The organism is Telluria sp. Soil_C_11 (assembly GCF_057657395.1).
The window spans coordinates 24,539-44,703 of record NZ_JBDGIN010000023.1; the positions used below are offsets into that span (position 1 = coordinate 24,539).

General features: G+C 65.3%; 19 protein-coding genes. 9 read left to right on the forward strand and 10 right to left on the reverse strand.

Annotated elements, in window-relative coordinates:
* Window positions 1-58: 58 nt before the first annotated feature.
* From AC3A6M_RS23015 to AC3A6M_RS23040, 6 genes are all read right to left on the reverse strand, one after another.
* Complete coding sequence (locus tag AC3A6M_RS23015) at window positions 59-1,576, reverse strand: efflux transporter outer membrane subunit (protein WP_487855046.1); 1,518 nt, start codon at window positions 1,574-1,576, stop codon at window positions 59-61.
* Window positions 1,573-2,460, reverse strand: a complete 888-nt coding sequence (locus tag AC3A6M_RS23020; protein WP_487855047.1) for an efflux RND transporter periplasmic adaptor subunit — start codon at window positions 2,458-2,460, stop codon at window positions 1,573-1,575. Before AC3A6M_RS23020 ends, AC3A6M_RS23015 begins: the two co-directional genes overlap by 4 nt.
* 7 nt (window positions 2,461-2,467) lie before the next feature.
* The gene (locus AC3A6M_RS23025) at window positions 2,468-2,674 is read right to left on the reverse strand and encodes a DUF1656 domain-containing protein (protein WP_487855048.1); all 207 of its coding nucleotides are present in this window, start codon (window positions 2,672-2,674) and stop codon (window positions 2,468-2,470) included.
* An 18-nt stretch (window positions 2,675-2,692) separates the two neighbouring features.
* Window positions 2,693-4,747, reverse strand: coding sequence for an FUSC family protein (locus tag AC3A6M_RS23030; RefSeq protein WP_487855049.1), 2,055 nt, complete (start codon window positions 4,745-4,747; stop codon window positions 2,693-2,695).
* A complete protein-coding gene (locus tag AC3A6M_RS23035; protein ID WP_487855050.1) occupies window positions 4,744-5,220 on the reverse strand; it encodes a MarR family winged helix-turn-helix transcriptional regulator in 477 nt (158 codons plus the stop codon). The genes AC3A6M_RS23030 and AC3A6M_RS23035 overlap by 4 nt, the downstream gene beginning before the upstream one ends.
* 89 nt (window positions 5,221-5,309) lie before the next feature.
* The gene (locus AC3A6M_RS23040) at window positions 5,310-5,936 is read right to left on the reverse strand and encodes an HAD hydrolase-like protein (protein WP_487855051.1); all 627 of its coding nucleotides are present in this window, start codon (window positions 5,934-5,936) and stop codon (window positions 5,310-5,312) included.
* Between the two features lie 52 nt (window positions 5,937-5,988).
* Here AC3A6M_RS23040 and AC3A6M_RS23045 point away from each other — a divergent pair, with 52 nt between their 5' ends.
* The 4 genes from AC3A6M_RS23045 to AC3A6M_RS23060 all read left to right on the forward strand — a co-directional run bounded on the left by AC3A6M_RS23045 (window position 5,989) and on the right by AC3A6M_RS23060 (window position 8,681).
* Window positions 5,989-6,765 (forward strand): hypothetical protein, encoded by a 777-nt coding sequence (locus tag AC3A6M_RS23045; RefSeq protein WP_487855052.1) that lies wholly within the window; start codon window positions 5,989-5,991, stop codon window positions 6,763-6,765.
* A 63-nt stretch (window positions 6,766-6,828) separates the two neighbouring features.
* Window positions 6,829-6,972, forward strand: a complete 144-nt coding sequence (locus AC3A6M_RS23050; protein WP_487855053.1) for a hypothetical protein — start codon at window positions 6,829-6,831, stop codon at window positions 6,970-6,972.
* Window positions 6,973-7,245: 273 nt separating this feature from the next.
* Entirely contained in the window at window positions 7,246-8,337 is a 1,092-nt protein-coding gene (locus AC3A6M_RS23055; protein WP_487855054.1) for an acyltransferase family protein, read from the forward strand.
* Window positions 8,338-8,405: 68 nt separating this feature from the next.
* On the forward strand, window positions 8,406-8,681 hold the full coding sequence (locus AC3A6M_RS23060) for a hypothetical protein (protein ID WP_487855055.1): 276 nt from the start codon (window positions 8,406-8,408) through the stop codon (window positions 8,679-8,681).
* Window positions 8,682-8,686: 5 nt separating this feature from the next.
* On the opposite strand, the gene AC3A6M_RS23065 is transcribed toward AC3A6M_RS23060, so the two are convergent.
* From AC3A6M_RS23065 to dnaA, 4 genes are all read right to left on the reverse strand, one after another.
* Window positions 8,687-10,330, reverse strand: a complete 1,644-nt coding sequence (locus tag AC3A6M_RS23065; protein ID WP_487855056.1) for a TonB C-terminal domain-containing protein — start codon at window positions 10,328-10,330, stop codon at window positions 8,687-8,689.
* A 146-nt stretch (window positions 10,331-10,476) separates the two neighbouring features.
* Window positions 10,477-12,981 (reverse strand): DNA topoisomerase (ATP-hydrolyzing) subunit B, encoded by a 2,505-nt coding sequence (gene gyrB / locus AC3A6M_RS23070; protein ID WP_487855057.1) that lies wholly within the window; start codon window positions 12,979-12,981, stop codon window positions 10,477-10,479.
* A 92-nt stretch (window positions 12,982-13,073) separates the two neighbouring features.
* On the reverse strand, window positions 13,074-14,180 hold the full coding sequence (gene dnaN / locus AC3A6M_RS23075; protein ID WP_487855058.1) for a DNA polymerase III subunit beta: 1,107 nt from the start codon (window positions 14,178-14,180) through the stop codon (window positions 13,074-13,076).
* A gap of 74 nt (window positions 14,181-14,254) precedes the next feature.
* Entirely contained in the window at window positions 14,255-15,682 is a 1,428-nt protein-coding gene (dnaA, locus tag AC3A6M_RS23080) for a chromosomal replication initiator protein DnaA (protein WP_487855059.1), read from the reverse strand.
* 361 nt (window positions 15,683-16,043) lie between these two features.
* Here dnaA and rpmH point away from each other — a divergent pair, with 361 nt between their 5' ends.
* The 5 genes from rpmH to mnmE all read left to right on the forward strand — a co-directional run bounded on the left by rpmH (window position 16,044) and on the right by mnmE (window position 20,148).
* Window positions 16,044-16,178 carry a 50S ribosomal protein L34 gene (gene rpmH / locus AC3A6M_RS23085; protein ID WP_040378179.1) on the forward strand — a complete coding sequence of 45 codons (135 nt, stop codon included), beginning with the start codon at window positions 16,044-16,046 and terminating at the stop codon, window positions 16,176-16,178.
* Window positions 16,179-16,212: 34 nt separating this feature from the next.
* Complete coding sequence (rnpA, locus tag AC3A6M_RS23090) at window positions 16,213-16,659, forward strand: ribonuclease P protein component (RefSeq protein ID WP_487855060.1); 447 nt, start codon at window positions 16,213-16,215, stop codon at window positions 16,657-16,659.
* Complete coding sequence (gene yidD / locus AC3A6M_RS23095) at window positions 16,656-16,913, forward strand: membrane protein insertion efficiency factor YidD (protein WP_487855061.1); 258 nt, start codon at window positions 16,656-16,658, stop codon at window positions 16,911-16,913. Before rnpA ends, yidD begins: the two co-directional genes overlap by 4 nt.
* Window positions 16,914-16,923: 10 nt before the next feature.
* The gene (yidC, locus tag AC3A6M_RS23100; RefSeq protein ID WP_487855062.1) at window positions 16,924-18,594 is read left to right on the forward strand and encodes a membrane protein insertase YidC; all 1,671 of its coding nucleotides are present in this window, start codon (window positions 16,924-16,926) and stop codon (window positions 18,592-18,594) included.
* Between the two features lie 174 nt (window positions 18,595-18,768).
* The gene (gene mnmE / locus AC3A6M_RS23105) at window positions 18,769-20,148 is read left to right on the forward strand and encodes a tRNA uridine-5-carboxymethylaminomethyl(34) synthesis GTPase MnmE (RefSeq protein ID WP_487855063.1); all 1,380 of its coding nucleotides are present in this window, start codon (window positions 18,769-18,771) and stop codon (window positions 20,146-20,148) included.
* Window positions 20,149-20,165 lie beyond the last annotated feature (17 nt).

The window sequence follows — 20,165 nt, forward strand, 5'->3', positions numbered from 1 at the left end:
ACGCCGGCAGTGCGCAACCAACTTGGGTTCCCGCCTTCGCGGGAACGACGTTCATGGGTCAGTGGTGAGAAGCCGCCGTGTGCTGCGCAACCGCCCCATGCCCACCCTTTGCTTCGCCATGCTCGCCATGCCTGGCGTGCGTATTCTCCCAGCCCCCACCCAGCGCCAGGAACAGCTGCACCTGGTCCGCAGCCAGCTGCGCATCCGACGCCGCCAGCAGGCTTTCGGCGCTGGCCAGCGTGCGGTCCGCGTCCAGCGCCGCCAGGAAGTCGGTGCGGCCGAACTGGTACAGCTTGCCGGTCTGCCTTGCCGCCAGCGCGCTCTGGTCGCGCGCCGCGCGCAGCATCGCGTTGCGGTCGAGCTCACGGGCATACACCGTCAGCGCGGATTCCGTCTCGCGCAGCGCGTTCAGCACCACCGCGTCGAATTTCGCGAGCGCGCCTTCGGTACCGGCCCTGGCTTGCGCGATGTGCACGCGCGCCGAGCTGGTCGAGGGCAGGTTCCACGAGATCAGCGGGCCGAGCGCAAACTTCCAGGTGTTCGCATCGCCGAAGTCCTTCATGAAGCCGACCCCGCCGAACGAGGCGCCGAGGGTGATGTTCGGGTACAGCTCGGCGGTGGCGACGCCGATGCGGGCGGTGGCGCCGGCCAGCAGGCGCTCGGCCTGGCGCACGTCCGGGCGGCGGCGCAGCAGGGCGGCGCCGTCGCCGACCGGGACCGCGCTGGCCACGCGCGGCGGAGCCGTGCACTGCGCGACGTCAAGCGGGAAGGCGCTCGGCACTTCGCCGGTCAGCACGGCCAGGCGGTACAGGGCGGTGCGCTGGCGCGCCAGCAGGGGAGGCAGGTTGGCGCGCAGCTGGTCGAGCTGGGCCTGGGCGCGGCTGTTGTCGATGGCGATGCCGCGTCCACGCTGCACGCGCTCGCCGGTCAGCTTGACGAATTTCTGCTGCAGGTCGACCGACTGCTGCGCGACCTTCAGCTGGTAGCCGGCCGAGCAGGCTTCCGCATAGGCGCGGGTGGTGTCGGCCGCCACCATCACGTGGGCCAGGTCGGCGGCGGCCTGCGCGGCTTCCTGGTCGGCTTCGGCGGCTTCGATGGCGCGGCGGATGCGGCCGAACATATCGAGCTGGTAGGCGACCTTGATGTCGCCGTCATAGATGCCGGTGCGCGGCAGCTGCTCGGGCAGGCCGATCGAAGCGCCGGCGATGCGGCCATACACCGGCGCGGCGCTCATCTCGACTTCCGGGCGCTTCTTCTCTTCGATCTCTTCCAGCACCGCGTGGGTGCGCTCCAGGTTGGCGGCGGCCACGCGCAGGTCGGCGTTGGCGGCAAAGGCTTTCGCCACCAGCTTGTCCAGCACCGGGTCCTGGTACAGGCGCCACCAGTCGGCCGGCAGCGGCTCGGATTTGTACGGCTGCTCCGCCGCGCCCATGAAGGGGGCATTGGCGGCCTCGCGCTTGACCACGGCCTCCTTTGGCACATGGTAGTCGGGACCGACCGTCGTGCAGGCGGAGATTGCCGCCGCCAGCACGGTCAGCGTCAGGGTTTTGTACCCGATGAATCGGCTTCGGTTCATGATCTCACCCCCGGCAGCACCTTCACGGTCGCGGTCTGGCCGGCCACCAGGCGCACGCTGGCCGGCAGCGGGTCGAGGGCGATGCGCACCGGGATGCGCTGCGCCAGGCGGACCCAGTTGAAGGTCGGGTTCACGTTCGGCAGCATGTTGGCGGAGGTAGAGCGGTCGCGGTCGGCGATGCCTTCGGCGAAGCTTTCGACGTGGCCCGGCAGCGGCTGGCGCGTGCCCATCAGGGTCACTTCGACCTTGTCGCCGAGCTGGATGCCGGGCAGCTTGGTCTCTTCGAAATAGCCCTCGACGTAGAAGGACTTGCTGTCCACCACCGCCATCACCGGATGCGCGGCGGTGGCATAGGCGCCTTCGCGCAGGTCGAGGTTGGTGACGATGCCGTCCACCGCGGCCACCACGTGGGTGCGCGCCAGGTTCAGCTTCGCGGTATCGCGGTTGACCTCGGCCTGGGCCAGGGCGGCGCGCGCCTGGTCGGTGCGGGTCTGGCCCTGTTCGCGGGTCTCCTGCGACACCAGGTCGTCGAGCTGGGTGTTGCGCTTGTTCTCGCGCTGGGCCTGGTCCAGCGCGGCCCTGGCAGCGATGACCTGGGCTTCGGCCTGGCGCAGCGCCAGCTCGAAGCGCGCGCGGTCGATCTCGAACAGCGGCGCACCCGGCGCCACGTGCTCGTTGTCGTGCACGTAGACCTTGGTGACCTGGCCGGTGACGTCCGGAGCCACCTGCACCACATAGGCCTTCACGCGGCCGTCGCGGGTCCACGGTTCGACCTCGTAATGGCGCCACAGCTGCCAGCCCGCGTAAACCGCGCCGGCGGCGAAGACCAGGGTGACACCCATCCGGCCAATTGTCGATAAAGTAGCGGGCAAAGAAATTTTCATAGCCATCTCAGGACCAGTTGCGTGTGAAGTAGGCCAGCGCGCCCAGCACGATGACGAACAGGGAAAAATCGAACAGCGCCGGGTGCCACACCAGGCGGTAGAAACCGGTCCGTGCCAGGACCAGGTTGAAGAGCCTCGATACCACCAGCGCCGCCAGCGTGAGCAGCAGGAGCGGAGGAACGTAGAGGCCGTAGATGCTGACTTCGCCGATCATCGGATTCTCCTATCAGTGTCAGTGTGCGAGCGCCACGGCGGGCTCGTAGGGTGCAGCGGCCGGGAACAGGTCGCGGCGCATGCCGGTCAGCGCGGCCAAAGCTTCGGCCTGGAAGGCGTCGCGTGCGCCGTCGCAGAGCGCGCGCAGCGCGTTGTCGAGGGTATCGAGCAGGCGCGCTTCGCATTCACGGTCGACGCCCGGGCGCAGCGCGAAATGGGTGGAGAGCTGGGCCATCAGCGGGCCGAGCGCGGCCTCGCCGCGGCCCAGCTGCTTGCGCACGTCCTGCAGCAGGGTCATGTTCAGGCCGATGCGCAGGTCGCGCAGGGCATCGGTGGCCTGCAGGTCCTGCTGCGGGTTCGGCTGCGATGCGGCCAACGCCAGGCGCGGCGCGAGCAGGCCGACGCGGTCGACCATGCGCGCCGAGAATTCGGCCAGCGAGGTCACGCGTTCGCCGCTGCCCAGGCGCGCCAGTTCGCCCCAGCCGGCGCGCAGCAGGCGGCGCGCGGTCCAGGCGGCGCCGACCCGGCGCAGCACGCTGGTGGTAACGGCTGCGGCGACCAGTCCCAGCACCTGCGCCAGGGTGCCGTTCGTGAACGACACGATGTCGACGTTATGGGTGTCGAGCAGGGCCAGGGTGCCGCACAGGCCGAACAGCCAGGGCATGGCGCGCCCGAAGGTGGCCGGCCGCGCGATCCAGACGCCCACCAGCAGGAAGGTCGGCGCGCACACCAGCGCCAGCATCTCGAAGCTGTGGATGGCCGGCAGGATGCCGAGGATGTACAGGGCCGACACCGGAATCGAATAAATCGTATATACCAGGAAGCCCTTGATGAAGGGGACCGGATCGTCCTGGGTCGAGAAGAAGCAGCACAGCACCGCCGCCATCATCGGCGCCGCCGCGCCGGACGGCCAGCCGGTCATGATCCAGAAGGCGCAGCAGGACAGGGTGGCGACGATCGCGGCGAACGCCGACAGCACGGCCATGCCGCGGTCCTGGTGCAGGGCGCTGGGCGGCACGCCCGGCAGGCGACGCACCGCATCCGGCAGTTTGCCGTGGACGCCGGCGTCGATGTGCTGGCGCAGCGTGCGCGTCTCGACACACAGGTCGACCAGCCGGTGCAGGCGCGCCGCCAGGTTCAGTTCGATCAGGCCGGCCCAGCCCAGTCCACGGCCGGCTGCCGGCGCCAGCGCGTCGATGCGCTTGTGCAGCTCACGGCCCGGTGCGTCCAGCGCGGTGTCCTTCGGCGAGTCGACCAGCGCGGTCACGTCGTGCAGCAGGGTGCTCCAGCGTGCCGAGGATTCGGCCGCGCCCATCTCGCGCAGGGCCGTGAGACGGTCCTCGATGCCGGAGACGATCGGAACGAATTGCGCCAGGCCTTCCTGCAGCGCGTTCACGGCCTTCTCGGCCCAGCGCAGCTGCGAGGTGTCGAAGGGCAGGTGGGTGCTCATCACGCGCAGCTCGGTAATGTCGCCGGCCAGCTTGCGGCGGTCGCCGGCGCTGCGGCTGTCGCCGGCCGGGTTGAGGGCGTCGCGGATCCAGTGCTGGGCGTCGCGCACCGCATGGTCCAGGCGCGCCAGCAGCACCGGGCCGAAGGGCTGCGGCAGTACCAGGCTGTGGATCACGGTGGCGCACGCGATGCCGAGCGTGATCTCCTCGACGCGCGCCAGTGCGATATCGAAGATGGTCCCGGGATCGCCGACCGCCGGGAAGGCGATCAGGCCGGCGGTGTACCCGGCCAGCATCAGCAGGTAGGAGCGCGGCGTGCGGTCGAGCAGGGAGAAGTAGAGGCAACCGCCGATCCACAGCGACAGTGCGAGCGACAGCAGTTCGGGGGAATTGGCCAGCTGCGGGACCAGGAAGGTGACGGCGACGGCGCCCAGCAGGGTGCCGCCCGCGCGGTACATGCCCTTGGAACGGGTCGGTCCGGCGAAGGGGGCGCTGACGATATACGCGGTCATCATCGCCCAGAAAGGGCGCGGCAGTCCGATGCGCATCGAGATGTACACCGCGAGCATCGCTGCCGCGAAAGACTTCACGGAGAACAGCATCTCCGTCCGGCTTGCCAGCTTCATGCGCTCTTGCGCTCCGCGGCCTGCTCCAGGGTGAGGTTGGCGATCACGTCCGGCAGCCCGGCCAGCACGCGCAGGCAGGCTTCGACGTCGGCCGGATCGAAGGCGCCGAACAGCTTGCGGCGGAACGGACGCAGCGCCTGGTCCATCAGCTCGGCGGTTTTCCGGCCCTCGTCGGTCAGGCGCAGGATCTTGGCGCGGCGGTCGTTCGGATCGTCATGCCGCTCCAGCAGGCCGGATTCGATCAGGTGGTCGACCACGCGCACCAGCGACGAGGGTTCCAGGCTGAGCGTCTCGGCCAGCACGCCCGGGCGCACGCCGTTCTCGCCGAAGCGGCTGATGACCAGCACCGGCAGGCCGGTCGCCTGCGACAGCCCGTAATCGGCCGCGACCTTGTCGGCGGCGGCCCGGTAGACACGCGAGGACAGGGTGAGGGCGGCGGTGAGACTGCTCAGGGTCTGGTCCGATAGGCTCATGGTTTATTTTGTGTAAATATTATTTCAATGCGAAAGTTTAGCATGCGAAGTATTTTCGTTCAAGTAGGGTGGGGCGCCGTGTGCCCACCCTAGCTTGCTATCAGGTGCAGATCGAGGGGTGTGATGAATTCCTGAGCACAACCGTGTTCGCGCAGCGCCTCGATCGGCGCATACCCCCAGTGCACCGCGCCGAAGGCCACGCCGGCCTTGCGCGAGGCCTCCGCATCGGTGCCCTGGTCGCCGATGTAGATCGCCTCGCCCGGCCCGGCGCCGCAGCGCTTCAGCACCGCGCGGATGCGGCTGGCCTTGCCGAACACCGACATGCCGCATTCGACCTGGCTGACCAGCGCGGCCAGTTCCGGCCCCAGCACGGTGCGCACGTTTTCTTCGGAGTTCGACGACACCACCGCGATCGTCACGCCCTGCGCGTGCAGGTGCCGCAATGCGCCGCCGATGCCGTCGAAGAGCGCGATCGCGCCGGCGCTGTCCTTCATCATCGCCATGAAGGTCCGCGACGCCGCCGGCAGCTTCCAGGCCGGCATGCCGACGTGCTCCATCATCCGGCGGGTGCCGTAGTGGCGCAGCTGGCCCGCCTTCCCGATGTCGATGCGGCGGAAGCCGTGGCGGTCGGCGATGATGTTGAAGACGCTGAGGAAGAAGGGGAAGGAATCGGCGAGCGTGCCGTCGAAGTCGAAGATGGTGAGTCGGTAGTTCATCGGCGCCGCCGCATGGGATAATTGCCGACTATACATCATCTCGAGCCTCGCCTTGCCCACCGTCCTGATCCTGAAGCTGTGCCTGGTCCCATCCCTGATCTACCTCGTGACCCTGATCGGCCGGCGCTGGGGGCCGAACGCGGCCGGCTGGTTTTCCGCGCTGCCCATCGTGGCCGGTCCGATCCTGCTGACCATGGCGCTCGAACAGGGTTCCCGGTTCGTGGAGACCGCCGCCGCGCACACCCTGATCGCCGTGATCGCTGTGCTGGTGTTCTGCGTGGCCTACGCCTGGGCCTCCGGCCGCTTCGGCGTGGCCGGCTCCCTGGCTGCCGCCCTGGGCGCGTATGCCGTGGCGGTGGCGGGCCTGCAGCTGGTCGAGCTGCCGCTGCTGCCGGGCTTCGCCGTGGTCGTCGGCGTGCTGGCGCTGGCGCCGCGGCTGTTCCCGCGCGTCGATGGCATCGCCGAGCGCAGTACGAAGCAGGCCAACGACCTGCCGCTGCGGATGCTGGCCGGCGCATTGCTGAGCTTCACGGTCACCTGGGCCGCGGCCGGCATCGGCCCGCGCCTGAGCGGCTTCTTCGCGATGTTCCCGGTGATGGGCACGATCCTGGTCGGCTTCTCGCACCATGCTTCGGGCCGCGCGTATGCCGTGAACATCCTGCTTGGCATGGCGCGTGGCTATTACGCCTTCGCCACCTTCTGCGTGGTGCTGTCGCTGGCGCTGCGCGGGCAATCGATCGCGCTGGCGTTCGGGATGGCGGCCGGGGCCGCGCTGATGGTGCAGCTGCTGAGCCGGCGCGGGATAGCGCTGTCGCTGAAGCGGGGTTGAGCGCCGCGAAGGACGTCAGCAGCGCAGTTCCCTGAATCGCTGACGCAACAGGAGCAAGCGCGCATGGACGTCGAACTGTTCGGCATTCATGCCGGTGAGCGGGCGTATGGCTTCAGCGAGCTGCTCGCGGTGGCGCCCACGCTGAATCCACCGACCAAAGTAAAAGCGGCGAAGTTCGACAGCGAATTGGTGCGCATCGTGGGGTGATTGAACATCGTAATCGCCAACTATATTCCAGAAATGACGTTGGAAAGTTCTCACATTCCCGCCAAATCGCATCGAAATAACGTGTATTGACGGAAGTTACTGAATGTAACGAGTGGGCATATGTGCCGTGGGTCGGCTATCATGCGCCCGCTCGGAATATCGGCGGCAGACCTTGCTCGGCGGAGGACGGGCAAGGATTTGTCGAGGATATGGCGGATGAAGATAGCGACGGGAGCAAGCGGACCGCAGGCAGCGGCCCGGAAGCAGTTTGGCATGATTAACCTGCTGAAGGCTGGCGCAGCGCAGCTGATCGTGTTGCATCACCTGGCGTTTTACGGCCCGATGGCCGACCAGGCGCGGCCCCTGATGCCGGCGCTGATCGACTGGCTCGACGCCTATGGCCGCATCGCCGTGCAGGTCTTCCTCGTGGTCGGCGGCTTCCTGGCCGCGAAATCGCTGTCTCCCCAAGCCCATCCGGGCATCGCCAAGCCCTTCAAGACGATCGGGCGCCGCTATGTCCGGCTGGCGCTGCCTTTCATGGCGGCGATGCTGCTGGCGATCGGTGCGTCCTTTCTCGCCAGCCAATGGATGAGCCACGATTCGATTTCCGCGCCGCCGACGCTGGCGCAATTGAGCGCGCACCTGCTCCTGCTGCATGACGTGCTGGGGTATGAGGCCCTGTCGGCCGGCGCGTGGTATGTGGCGATCGATTTCCAGCTGTATGCGCTGGCGACCTTGCTGCTCTGGAGCGCCGGCCAACTCGCCGGGCAGCGTTTCCGCCATTGGCTGGTGCCGGTGCTGGTGGCGATCGGCATGAGCATCTCCCTGCTGTATTTCAATCGCGATGCCGACTGGGACGTGTGGGCGCCGTATTTCTTCGGCAGCTACGGGCTCGGCATGCTGGCGTGGTGGGCCGGCGATCCGGCGCGCAAGCCGGGTGAGGTGGCGCTGCTGCTGGCAATGACGGTAATGCCGGCCTTGGTCGCGCTGAACCTGGAATTCCGCAGCCGGATTGCGGTGGCCCTGGTGGTGGCCTGCGTGCTGTTCCTGTTCGGCCGCGTGAAGCTGGCCGACTACCGCAGCCAGGGATGGACGCTCGTCAATAGGATGGCCACGATCTCGTTTTCGGTCTTTCTCGTCCACTTCCCGGTATGCCTGGTCGTGAATGCCGCCTTTACCCGCTTCGTATCGGACCAGCCGCACGAGCAGGCGTTCGGGATGCTGCTTGCGTGGGCTGCCAGCCTGGCGGCCGGGGCGGCGTTTTATCGCTGGGTGGAAGCGCCCCTGGGCCGGGCCTTGGCGGGACTGCCGAAACCGGTCATGAAGCCGGCGTTCCCGGTAAAAGTCGCGCGGATTCGGGGCTGATCAAGACTGCAGCCGGCGTTGCGCGCTCCAATTGATCCTTGTGTGTGCACTACCCAGGGAGAAATTGCATGGAGGCGTGGGCGGAGCCCTTGCCACGCGACGTGCAGCGCTTCGTCGACCGCCGTGAAGGCTGTGACCAGCTGCGCGTCGAGAGCGGACGCATGAACGAGGTGAGCCGCGAGATCCGCACATTATGCGGCGGGACGGATCAGGACCTGGTCCAGTTGAAGCGGAAATATGCGGGCAATTCGACGATCATGCAGATCCTGAACCAGTTCGAGACAGGGGGCGATGCGGCTGAAGCGGCAACGCCGAAGAGCAGAGCCCGGGCCCAAACGGGATAATTTCCTTATTCCAGCCGGACAGCAATATCGAATATCCAGGTCCGGCGGATTTCGATCACATCGTACTGGCGCGCCAGGGACGGCGGAAACGCGCCATAAGGCGCCTGGCTGGCGATGATTTTTCGTACCGCGTCGTCGATGGCGGGAACGCCGCTCGACGTCACGAAGGTCACTTTTTCGACGGTCCCGTCGGCCCGGACGGCGATCGTCACCGTCGGCCGGGTGTGACGCTGCTTGATGACGTCGCGGATCATCTCGATAGTCATGTTCTTTTCGATCTTCTGGCTCATCGCCTCCGCGTACAGGACGAGATCGCGATTCGCATCGGCGCGGCCGAACAGCCAGCCGCGGCGCAAATTGCTCGCCGAGGGGAGGGGGGAGCGCGATGCCGCATCGCGCTGGGCCGCTTCCAGCGCCAGTTGCTTGCCGATCGCCTTGAGGCGTTCCTCGCGTTCGGCTTCCTGTCTGGCCTTGTCACGCAGGGCTTGCTCTTTCTGCGCCTGCTCTTGCATCGCCGCTTCGCGTCGTGCGGCGTCGGCGCGTTCCTGTGCCTGTCTTTCCGCGGCCTGGCGTGCCTGTTCCGCCTGGTTGGCCTGCTCCTGACGTGATGCTTCCTGGCGCAACGCTTCCTGACGCAATGCTTCCTGGCGTTGTGCTTCCAGCTGCGCCTGTCTTGCCTGTTCTTGCCGGGCGGCCTCCTGGCGGGCGCGTTCCTGGCGTTGTGCTTCCAGCTGCGCCTGCCTTGCCTGTTCCTGCCGGATGGCCTCGTTGCGCGCCGCTTCCTGCCGAAGGAGCTCGGCCTTTTCCTGTTCCTGCCGGGCGGCGTTCTCCCGGGCTTTTTCTTCCTGCTTCACCTGTTCCTGGCGCAAGGTTTCGCGGCGCAAGTTCTCCTGCCGCGCAAGCTCCTGGCGCTCGGGCTCCAATCGGGCAGCCTCTTCCTTTGCGGCTTGCTCGGCCCGAGCGGCGTCTGCGCGAAGCTGTTCCTGGCGCGTCGCTTCACGTTGTGCGGCGGCCATCATTTCGGTTCGCTTCAGGTTCTCTGCGCGCTGCGTCTCCTGCTCGAGTCCCGCCTGGTCGAGTGCCGCGCGTTCCTGGGTCGCCTGTTCGACCGGAGGCTGCGCGACATCGCGGGTAGCGCTTTGGGTTGGCGCTTCGCTGAGATGCGTCGGGAACTGTTGTGCCACGGGGGCTGTCGATAGCGTTGGAACGGGCGTCTTCTTCACCGCCATCACGGGCTCGACGACAGATACAGGCGCCGACTCCGCCGCGGGTTTAGGTCTTGGCAATGGCGCCGCGATCGGGGAGGTCGCAGTGGATGACACCGTGCTGCCAATCGTCGAGACGTCCTCCGGGGCGATCACCGGATTGGCTTCCTTGGCCGGCGACGCCGGCCGCGGCGGCAAGGCGCTGCTTGGGGCATGTGCCGGCGTCGGCAAGGGCGCGAGCATGACCTGCAGATCGTCGGCGCCGAGCCGCCTTTGTTTCCATGGCAGCTTGAAGCCGGGCAGGCCGAAGGTCTGGCCGCCGAACGTGACGCTAAGCAATAGCGCGTGGAGCAGCACGGCCACCAGTAGCGCCGTGCTCATGCGCCGTTGATCGCTCTGGATGAAAAGGCCGCGGAAGTGGCCGGTGCTTGCTGTCGAAAACATGCGGACAGGCTATCACAAGGGGTGTACCTATTGATAGAAAAACAAAGAAAGCGTGGCCCGATTGCGTCAGGTGGAAATCATGGAATTCCAAATAAAAAACGGCCCTTTTGCAAGGGCCGCCGATGATCCTACATATACTGCACCGATCAGACGTCGATATTCCCCGCCTGCAGCGCATTCGTCTCAATAAAGTTACGACGCGGTTCCACTTCGTCACCCATCAGCGTGGTGAAGATCTGGTCCGCGGCAATCGCGTCTTCGATCTGCACCTTCAGCAGGCGGCGCACGGTCGGATCCATGGTGGTTTCCCACAGCTGTTCCGGATTCATCTCGCCCAGACCTTTATAGCGCTGCTTGGACACGCCACGCTCGGCTTCGTCGCGCAGCCATTCCATGGCCTGCTGGAAATCGCGCACGGCGAATTCCTTCATCTTCTCGCCTTCGCCGCGGCGGATGATGGCGCCTTCGCCCATCAGGCCCTGGAAGGTGGCGGCCGAGTTGGCCAGGGTCGCGTAGTCGGCGCCGGCCACGAAGTCGGCGTCGATCGAGGTCACCTGCACATTGCCGTGGTGGATGCGTTCGATGCGCAGCGCGTGCTTTTCCGACAGTTCGTCGGAGCGCACGCCCACCTTCACGCTCGGGTCCTTGATCGCATCGGCCAGCGCCTGGCCCGATTTCTCGGCGGCTTCCTGGCTGGTGAGGTCGAGGGTCACGCCGGTCATGATGGCGGACAGCGCGGCGCGGTCGATCACGCGCGACAGGCGCATCATGATGGCATTGGCCTTGTTGTACTTCTCGACCAGGTCGCCCAGGTCGCCGTCGGTGATCGGTTCCGCGCCGTCTTTCGGCAGCAGGGCGGCGCCGTTCAGGGCCACGCGCATCATGTAGCTCGCTTCCTCGACGTCGTCCTTCAGGTAGCGCTCGTCGCGGCCGGACTTCACCTTGTACAGCGGCGGCTGGGCGATATAGATGTGGCCGCGCTCGACCAGCTGCGGCATCTGGCGGTAGAACAGCGTCAGCAGCAGGGTACGGATGTGGGCGCCGTCGACGTCCGCGTCGGTCATGATGATGATGCGGTGGTAGCGCAGCTTGTCGACGTTGAACTCGTCCGGGCCGATCGAGGTGCCGAGCGTCGCGATCAGGGTCGTGATCTGCTCCGACGACAGCATCTTCTCGAAGCGCGCCTTTTCCACGTTCAGCACCTTGCCGCGCAGCGGCAGGATGGCCTGGAACTTGCGGTCGCGGCCCTGCTTGGCGGAACCGCCTGCGGAGTCACCCTCGACGATGTACAGCTCGGCCAGCGCCGGGTCGCGTTCCTGGCAGTCGGCCAGCTTCGACGACAGGCCCAGGCCGTCCATCACGCCCTTGCGGCGGGTCAGGTCGCGCGCCTTGCGGGCGGCCTCGCGCGCGCGCGCGGCTTCGACGATCTTGCCGCAGATGATCTTGGCGTCGTTCGGCTTTTCGTTCAGGAAGTCGGTGAGCGTTTTCGCCACGATCTCTTCGACCGGGCCACGCACTTCCGACGACACCAGCTTGTCCTTGGTCTGCGACGAGAACTTCGGCTCAGGCACCTTGACGGACAACACGCAGGTCAGGCCCTCGCGCATGTCGTCGCCCGAGATCTCGACCTTCGCCTTCTTGGCGAATTCGTTCTCGTCGATGTACTTGTTGATCACGCGCGTCATCGCCGCGCGCAGGCCGGTCAGGTGGGTGCCGCCGTCGCGCTGCGGGATGTTGTTGGTGAAGCACAGCACCTGCTCGTTGTAGGAGTCGTTCCACTGCATCGACACGTCTACCGAGATGTTGGTGCCCTGGTCCGACAGGCGGTCGCCGGTGGCCTGGAACACGGTCGGGTGCAGGACGGCCTTGGCCTTGTTGATGTACTCGACGAAACCGCGGGTGCCGCCTTCGAAGGCGAAGATTTCTTCCTTGCCGGTACGCTGGTCGGTCAGCTTGATGTTGACGCCGTTGTTCAGGAAGGAGAGTTCGCGAATGCGTTTGCTCAGGATCTCGTAGTGGAACTCGACGTGGGTGAAGATTTCCTCGTCGGCCCAGAAGTGGACTTCAGTGCCGCGCTTGTCGGTGTCGCCGAGGATCTTCATCGGCGATACTTCCACGCCGTCGACGACTTCGATGATGCGGTCCATCGGGACGCCGCGCGAGAATTCCAGCTGGTGCACCTTGCCGTTCTGGCGCACGGTCACGCGCAGCAGTTTCGACAGTGCGTTCACGCACGACACGCCCACGCCGTGCAGGCCGCCGGATACTTTATAGGCGTTCTGGTTGAACTTGCCGCCGGCGTGCAATTCCGTCAGGGCGATCTCGGTCGCCGAGCGCTTCGGCTCGTGCTTGTCGTCCATCTTGATGCCGGTCGGAATGCCGCGGCCGTTGTCGGTGATCGAGACCGAGTTGTCGGAGTGGATCGTGACGTGGATCTCGGAGCAGAAGCCGGCCAGCGCCTCGTCGATCGAGTTGTCCAGCACCTCGAACACCAGGTGGTGCAGGCCGGTGCCGTCCGACGTATCGCCGATGTACATGCCCGGACGCTTTCGCACGGCCTCCAGGCCTTCGAGGATCTGAATCGACGAGGCGCCGTACTCTTCCGCCTTGGCAGGAGAAGATTCCAAAATTGCTTGAGTGTTCTCGGACATGACTGCTTTCTCAAATAACGTGTAAATCAGACCGCGAACCGGTGATCCGCGGTCGCGCCCAACAAGACCATATATGGGCGACTCGGCGCTTTTTAAATACGCATCGGCATGACGACATACTTGAAGTCGCCATTTTCAGGAATCGAAATCAGTGCCGACGAGTTCGAATCGCCCAGCGAGATGTTCACCTGGTCGCACTTCAGGTTGTTCAGCACGTCCAGCAGGTAGGTGACGTTGAAGCCGATGTCGATCGCGTCGCCGCCGTAGTCGATCTCGAGTTCTTCCACCGCCTCTTCCTGGTCGGCGTTGGTCGAGCTGATCTTCATCGAACCCGGGGCGATCAGGCAGCGCACGCCCTTGAACTTGTCGCTGGTCATGATCGCGGCGCGCTGCAGCGAACGCAGCAGTTCTTCGCGGCTGATCGTGAAGTCGTTCTTGTAACCCTTCGGGATCACGCGGGTGTAATCCGGGAACTTGCCTTCGACCAGCTTCGACACCAGTTCGATGTCGGCGAAGGTCAGCTTCACCTGCGAGGCGGCGATGTCCAGGCGGACGGTCTCGTCGCTTTCTTCCAGCAGGCGCTGCAGTTCGAGGATGGTCTTGCGCGGGATGATGACTTCCTGGCGCTCGAAGGACTGCTCGGCTTCGACCTGGGCGAACGCCAGGCGGTGGCCGTCGGTCGCGACCGCGATCACGTTGTGGCCGTCCAGCACCAGCAGCAGGCCGTTCAGGTAGTAGCGGATGTCCTGCTGGGCCATCGCGAAGTGCACCATGTTGAACAGGTGCTTCAGCGTCTTCTGCGGCAGGGTGACGGAAGCGTTGTAGCTGTCGGCCACGGAGACGGTCGGGAATTCCTCGGCCGCCAGGGTCTGCAGGGCGAAGCGCGACTTGCCGCTCTGGACGGTCAGGCGCTTGTTCAGCAGGGTCATGGTGACGTCGCCCGATTCCGGCAGGGCGCGCAGGATGTCGAGCAGCTTGCGCGCGGCGACGGTGGTGCCGGTTTCTTCAGGACCCGAACCGATATTGGCCAGGGTCGTGATCTGCACCTCGGTGTCGGTCGACAGGAACGAGACGCTCTCGCCATTCTTGCGGATGAGGATATTGGCCAGAATCGGCATGGTGTGCCGACGCTCGACAATACCACTCACGATCTGCAGTGGCCGGAGAAGCGTGTCTCGGGTGGATTTGACCAGTTGCATAAATATCCCTCAGTTTTTATAAGGTAGAAATGTTGTCTCTGCAATATTTTGCCAGAAATCACTAAGGAAAAACCTTAGCCTTTCAGCGTCTGTTCCAGCACGTGCAGTTCGTGGTTGCACTCGGCGTTTTTCTGGCGGTCCTGGGCGATCTTGCGCACCGCGTGCAGCACCGTCGTATGGTCGCGGCCGCCGAACAGCTCGCCGATTTCCGGCAGGCTCTTCTGGGTCAGCTCTTTCGCCAGGTACATCGCGATCTGGCGCGGACGCGCGATGTTGGCCGGGCGGCGCTTCGAGTACATGTCGGCGACCTTGATGTTGAAGAAGTCGGCCACCGTCTTCTGGATGTTTTCCACGGAGATCTGGCGGTTTTGCACCGACAGCAAGTCCTTCAGCGCTTCCTTCACCACGTCGATAGTGATCTCTTTCCCGTGGAAACGCGAATAGGCCAGGATCTTGCGCAGTGCGCCTTCCAGCTCGCGCACGTTCGAGCGCAGGTGCTTGGCCACGAAGAAGGCGACGTCGTCGTTCAGCACCACGCCTTCGGATTCCGCCTTCTTCATCAGGATCGCCACGCGCATCTCGAGTTCCGGCGGTTCGATCGCCACCGTCAGGCCGGAGTCGAAGCGCGAGATCAGGCGGTCGTCCATACCTGTGATCTCTTTCGGATAGGTATCCGAGGTGATGATGATCTGCTTCTTGGCCGCGATCAGCGCTTCGAAGGCATAGAAGAACTCTTCCTGCGTGCGGCTCTTGCCGCCGAAGAACTGGATGTCGTCGATCAGCAGCATGTCCAGCGAGTGGTAGTAATGCTTGAAGTCGTCGAAACCCTTGCGCTGGTATGCCGTCACCACGTCGCGCACGTACTGCTCGGCGTGGATGTAGCGGATGCGCGCGCCCGGCTGGTCGGCCATCACCTGGTTGCCGATCGCATGGATCAGGTGGGTCTTACCGAGGCCCACGCCGCCATAGAAGAACAGCGGGTTGTAGGAGACGCCCGGGTTGTTCGCCACCTGGATCGCGGCGGCGCGCGCCAGCTGGTTCGCCTTACCGGTCACGAAGTTCTCGAACGTGAGTTCCGGGTTGACGCGGCTCTGCTCGCGGCGCGGGTTGTTGGCGATGACGTTGTCCGGCGTGACGACCGGCGTGGCCGGCACGGTGTTGTCGGCGGCGGCATTGATGCCGAGCGCGCCCGACGCGGCCATCTCCGCGGTCGAGGTGGTCGGCTGGCGATTGCTGATCGGGTCGGGTTTCTTCGGCAGGTTCCGTGCGTCGAGCACGAACTGCACCTCCACCGGGCGCTCCCAGAACTCGGAGGCGAGGGCGGTGATGCGGTTGGCGAACTGCGACTTTACCCAGTCGAGCTTGAAGCGGTTGGGCGCCGCAATGCGCAGCTTGCCGTCCTCATAGTCGAGGACGACCAGTGGTTTGATCCACGCGGTATATTGCTGCGGCGTCAGCTCGAGTTCCAGCTGTGAGGAACAGGCCTGCCAAAAGTTTTCCATACATCGACTTAGTTAAGCGTAACACTCTATTTTAACTGTCTTCTCGAAAGTTATCCACAGGCGTGGCAGGTTTTTTCCACCGAATCTCAACAGCGTGATGCACAGGCGCAACCGTTTGACGGCCGGGGACAGCGGCGCTGCAGCGCAACAGCTTTCTTGACAGCTCGACTGAAAATGCTGTCTAATTCAGGGTTCCCCGCCCACACGCATTGCCGACTCAGGCACTCAGCACATGGGCGAACAAGCTTTGCTGAGGCGTGACGCTGGCTTAACAACTGCGAAATGTCATTGGCGTACTGCCGGCTCATTGGAAGCCGGCCCCGATTTTTTTGCATTCTAATTTGCTTTAAGCGAGACCACCATGAAACGTACTTACCAACCTTCCGTCGTCCGTCGCAAGCGTACGCACGGCTTCCGCGCACGTATGGCTACCCGTGGTGGCCGCCAGGTCCTGAACGCACGCCGCGCCAAGGGCCGCAAGCGTCTGGCTGTCTAAGCCCAGGTAACGCCCTGTCGACCGCGCCACAGCAATGACAGGCGAAGGTTCGCACGACTTCGCGCGCGTTCGGCGTATCGTAAAAACGGATGAGTTTTCATCCGTTTTTCGTTTGCGCCCGGCACAAAAAACCGCGCATTTCGTGCTCTATACCCGACCGAATACCCTGCCGCATGCGCGGCTGGGCGTCGTCGCGGCCAAACGGTTCGCCCCGCGCGCGGTCACGCGCAATACCATCAAGCGCATCACGCGCGAACTGTTCCGCACCATGCCGCTGCCGGCGTTCGACTGCATCGTGCGTCTGGCGCGGCCGGTCAACGCCAAGGATGGCCCGGCCACGAACGCGGCCCTGAAGTCGCTGCTGCACACCGAGCTGGCGCGCCTGTTCGCGTCGCAGGCGCCCAGGCCGCGCAAGCCAGTGCCCGACCCGGCCGCTGGCACCCCCGGTGTGCCGGACCATCCAGGGCAGCAGCCATCATGAACCGGCTGCTCGTCTGGCTGTTGCGCGGTTACCAGTTACTGGTGTCCCCGATGCTCGGGCCGAGCTGCCGTTTCTATCCAAGCTGTTCCCAATATGCGATCGAAGCGGTCCAGCTGCATGGCGCCGCGCGCGGCAGCTGGCTGACCGTGCGCCGCGTCTGCCGCTGCCATCCGTGGAATCCTGGCGGCGAGGACCCGGTTCCCCGTCCCAAGGACAAGCATTCCCCAACCGCTTGCGGTTGCAACCATTCCTGAATAAGACCCAATGGAAATCAATAAACGTACCATCCTGTGGATCGTGTTCGCCGTCTCGCTGGTCGTCCTCTGGAACGACTGGATGGTGGCCAACGGCAAGCAGTCGATGTTCTCGCCGCAGGCGCCCAACAAGGTCGCGACCGCCCCTGCCACCCAGCCGAAGGTGAACGACCTGCCGGCCCAGGCAGCCACGCCCGCTGCCGTGCCGGGCACCGCGCCGGCCGACGGCAGCGCCGCCCCGGCGGCGCCGGCCCCGGTCCAGACCCAGGTCATCACCATCACGACCGACGTCTATAAAGCCGATATCGACACCGCCGGCGGCGTGATCCGCCGCCTGGAACTGCTGAAGTACCGCGACAAGGTCGACCCGACCAAGAATCAACTGCTGTTCCACGTCGATCCGGCCAAGGGCCGCCTCTACCTGGCGCAGACCGGCCTGACCCCGGCCGCGACCGGCGTCCTGCCGAACCACAACACCCCGTTCGTGGCGAAGCCGCTGGTGACCAACGGTAACCAGATCCAGCTGGTGCTGGAAGCGGAGCAGGGCGGCGTGCGCCTGACCAAGACCTTCACCTTCCACCAGGGCGACTACGTGATCGGCGTGCGCCACGACGTCACCAACATCGGCACCGTGCCGGTCGCACCAATGCTGTACCTGCAGCTGCAGCACGACGGCAGCAAGCCGGAAGGCGACACCTACTTCAACAGCAGCTACACCGGCCCGACCCTGTACACCCCGGAAGACAAGTACCAGAAGCTGACCTTCGAGAAGATCGCCAAGGGCAGCGACGAGCATTCGAAGAAGGCCACCGACGGCTGGATCGCGATCTCGCAGCACTTCTTCGTCTCGGCCTTCATCCCGCCGGAGAAGCAGCAGCGCGACATCTACACGAAGAGCCTGGGCAACAACCTGTTCGCCATCGGCACCGTGCTGCCGCTGGGTACCGTGGCGCCGGGTGCGACCGTGTCGAATGAAAGCCGCCTGTACTCGGGCCCGCAGATCCAGCAACTGCTGGAAAAAGTGACGCCGGGCCTGGACCTGGTGCGCGACTATGCCTGGGCCGCCATCATCGCCAAGCCGATTTTCTGGACCATGGACCAGCTGCACAACATGATCGGCAACTGGGGCTGGACCATCGTTGCCTTCACCATCCTGATCAAGCTGCTGTTCTTCCCGCTGTCCGCGGCCGGCTACCGCAGCATGGCCAAGATGAAGACCGTGACGCCGAAGATGCAGGCGATCCGCGAGCGTTATAAAGCCGATCCGGTCAAGATGCAGCAGGCCACGATGGAGCTGTACAAGAGCGAGAAGATCAACCCGCTGGGCGGCTGCCTGCCGATCCTGATCCAGATGCCGGTGTTCCTGGCCCTGTACTGGGTGCTGCAGGCCGCGGTCGAGATGCGCGGCGCGCCGTGGGTCCTGTGGATCCACGACCTGACCGCCCCGGACCCGTTCTTCATCCTGCCGATCCTGTATGCGATCTCGATGTTCGTGACGACCCGCCTGAACCCGCAGCCGGCCGATCCGATGCAGGCCAAGATGATGATGTTCATGCCGCTGGCGTTCTCGGTCATCTTCATCTTCTTCCCGGCCGGCCTGGTGCTGTACTGGGTGGTGAACAACCTGATCTCGATGGCGCAGCAGTACGTGATCACCAAGAAGTATGCGCCGGCGAAGTAAGCTGAAGGCGCTGTGATGATGAAAAGCCCGTGCTTGCGCGGGCTTTTTTATTGTTAGACCGTCGTCCCCGCGCAGGCGGGGACCCAAGTTTTGGTGGCCCGCCACGAACTTGGATCCCCGCCTGCGCGGGGACGACGTTGGTAAGTGCGCGTGCATTTCTACTACAATCCCCTCATGAAACTAGACACCTCCCCCATCGCCGCCATCGCCACCGCTCCCGGCCGCGGCGGCATCGGCGTCGTGCGCGCCTCCGGCAAATCGCTGGCGCCCTTGATCGACGCCCTGTTCCCGGGCCAGAAGCTGGCGCCGCGCCATGCCACGTACATTCCGTTCAAGGATGCAAACGGCACCGTCATCGACGAAGGCCTGGCCCTGTACTTCAAGGGCCCGCATTCCTATACCGGCGAGGACGTGCTGGAACTGCAGGGCCATGGCGGCCCGGTGGTGCTGCGCATGCTGCTGGCGCGCGTGCTGGAAGCCGGCGCGGAATCCGGCCTGCGCCTGGCCGAGCCGGGCGAATTCACGCGCCGCGCCTTCCTGAACGACAAGCTCGACCTGGCCCAGGCCGAGGCCGTGGCCGACCTGATCGACGCCTCCACCGAAGCCGCCGCGAAGTCGGCCTCGCAGTCGCTGTCGGGCGCCTTCTCGAAGGTCGTGCACGAGCTGGTGGACAAGACCATCAACCTGCGCATGCTGGTCGAAGCCACGCTCGACTTCCCGGAAGAGGAGATCGACTTCCTCGAAAAATCAAACGCGCGCGGCCAGCTGGCCGGCATCGTCACCGCGCTGGACAATGTGTTCCGCCAGGCGGCGCAGGGCGCGCTGCTGCGCGAAGGCCTGAACGTGGTGCTGGTCGGCCAGCCGAACGTGGGCAAGTCCTCGCTGCTGAACGCGCTGGCCGGTTCGGATGTCGCGATCGTCACGCCGATCGCCGGCACCACGCGCGACAAGGTCAGCGAGACCATCCAGGTCGAGGGCATCCCGCTGAACATCATCGACACGGCCGGCATCCGCGCGCTGGACGAGGGCATCGACGTGGTCGAACGGATCGGCATCGAGCGCACCTGGGGCGAAGTCGGCAAGGCCGACGTGATCCTGCACCTGCTGGACGCGAACCTCGGTCCGGCCAGGGCCGACGAGGAAATCGTCGCCGCCTTCCCGGAAGGCGTGCCGGTGCTGCGCATCTGGAACAAGATCGACCTGTCGGGCCACAAGCCCTCGGTGGACGCGAGCGCGGACGCGACCCACATCTACCTGTCGGCGCACGAGAAGACCGGCATCGAGCTGCTGCGCGCGGAACTGCTGCGCATCGCCGGCTGGCAGCAGACCGGCGAGTCGCTGTACCTGGCGCGCGAACGCCACCTGATCGCCCTGCGCGCGGCGCGCGAGCACCTCGACATGGCGGGCGCGCACGCGGCGCAGGACGACCAGTCGCTCGACCTGTTTGCGGAGGAGCTGCGGCTGGCGCAGGACCAGCTGTCCAGCATTACCGGACAGTTCACGCCGGACGATCTGCTGGGCGTGATCTTCAGCCGCTTCTGCATCGGCAAGTGATTCCACATCCGGGACGC

What these genes read in the sequence shown, in the direction of transcription:
- AC3A6M_RS23040 (WP_487855051.1), bottom strand. Translation starts at nt 5,936, where the DNA reads ATGAACTACCGACTCACCATCTTCGACTTCGACGGCACGCTCGCCGAT.
- AC3A6M_RS23060 (WP_487855055.1), top strand. Translation starts at nt 8,406, where the DNA reads ATGGAGGCGTGGGCGGAGCCCTTGCCACGCGACGTGCAGCGCTTCGTC.
- dnaN (WP_487855058.1), bottom strand. Translation starts at nt 14,180, where the DNA reads ATGCAACTGGTCAAATCCACCCGAGACACGCTTCTCCGGCCACTGCAG.
- AC3A6M_RS23030 (WP_487855049.1), bottom strand. Translation starts at nt 4,747, where the DNA reads ATGAAGCTGGCAAGCCGGACGGAGATGCTGTTCTCCGTGAAGTCTTTC.
- AC3A6M_RS23020 (WP_487855047.1), bottom strand. Translation starts at nt 2,460, where the DNA reads ATGAAAATTTCTTTGCCCGCTACTTTATCGACAATTGGCCGGATGGGT.
- AC3A6M_RS23035 (WP_487855050.1), bottom strand. Translation starts at nt 5,220, where the DNA reads ATGAGCCTATCGGACCAGACCCTGAGCAGTCTCACCGCCGCCCTCACC.
- yidC (WP_487855062.1), top strand. Translation starts at nt 16,924, where the DNA reads ATGGAAATCAATAAACGTACCATCCTGTGGATCGTGTTCGCCGTCTCG.
- rnpA (WP_487855060.1), top strand. Translation starts at nt 16,213, where the DNA reads ATGACAGGCGAAGGTTCGCACGACTTCGCGCGCGTTCGGCGTATCGTA.
- rpmH (WP_040378179.1), top strand. Translation starts at nt 16,044, where the DNA reads ATGAAACGTACTTACCAACCTTCCGTCGTCCGTCGCAAGCGTACGCAC.
- AC3A6M_RS23065 (WP_487855056.1), bottom strand. Translation starts at nt 10,330, where the DNA reads ATGTTTTCGACAGCAAGCACCGGCCACTTCCGCGGCCTTTTCATCCAG.
- yidD (WP_487855061.1), top strand. Translation starts at nt 16,656, where the DNA reads ATGAACCGGCTGCTCGTCTGGCTGTTGCGCGGTTACCAGTTACTGGTG.
- AC3A6M_RS23015 (WP_487855046.1), bottom strand. Translation starts at nt 1,576, where the DNA reads ATGAACCGAAGCCGATTCATCGGGTACAAAACCCTGACGCTGACCGTG.
- mnmE (WP_487855063.1), top strand. Translation starts at nt 18,769, where the DNA reads ATGAAACTAGACACCTCCCCCATCGCCGCCATCGCCACCGCTCCCGGC.
- dnaA (WP_487855059.1), bottom strand. Translation starts at nt 15,682, where the DNA reads ATGGAAAACTTTTGGCAGGCCTGTTCCTCACAGCTGGAACTCGAGCTG.
- AC3A6M_RS23050 (WP_487855053.1), top strand. Translation starts at nt 6,829, where the DNA reads ATGGACGTCGAACTGTTCGGCATTCATGCCGGTGAGCGGGCGTATGGC.
- AC3A6M_RS23025 (WP_487855048.1), bottom strand. Translation starts at nt 2,674, where the DNA reads ATGATCGGCGAAGTCAGCATCTACGGCCTCTACGTTCCTCCGCTCCTG.
- AC3A6M_RS23055 (WP_487855054.1), top strand. Translation starts at nt 7,246, where the DNA reads ATGATTAACCTGCTGAAGGCTGGCGCAGCGCAGCTGATCGTGTTGCAT.
- gyrB (WP_487855057.1), bottom strand. Translation starts at nt 12,981, where the DNA reads ATGTCCGAGAACACTCAAGCAATTTTGGAATCTTCTCCTGCCAAGGCG.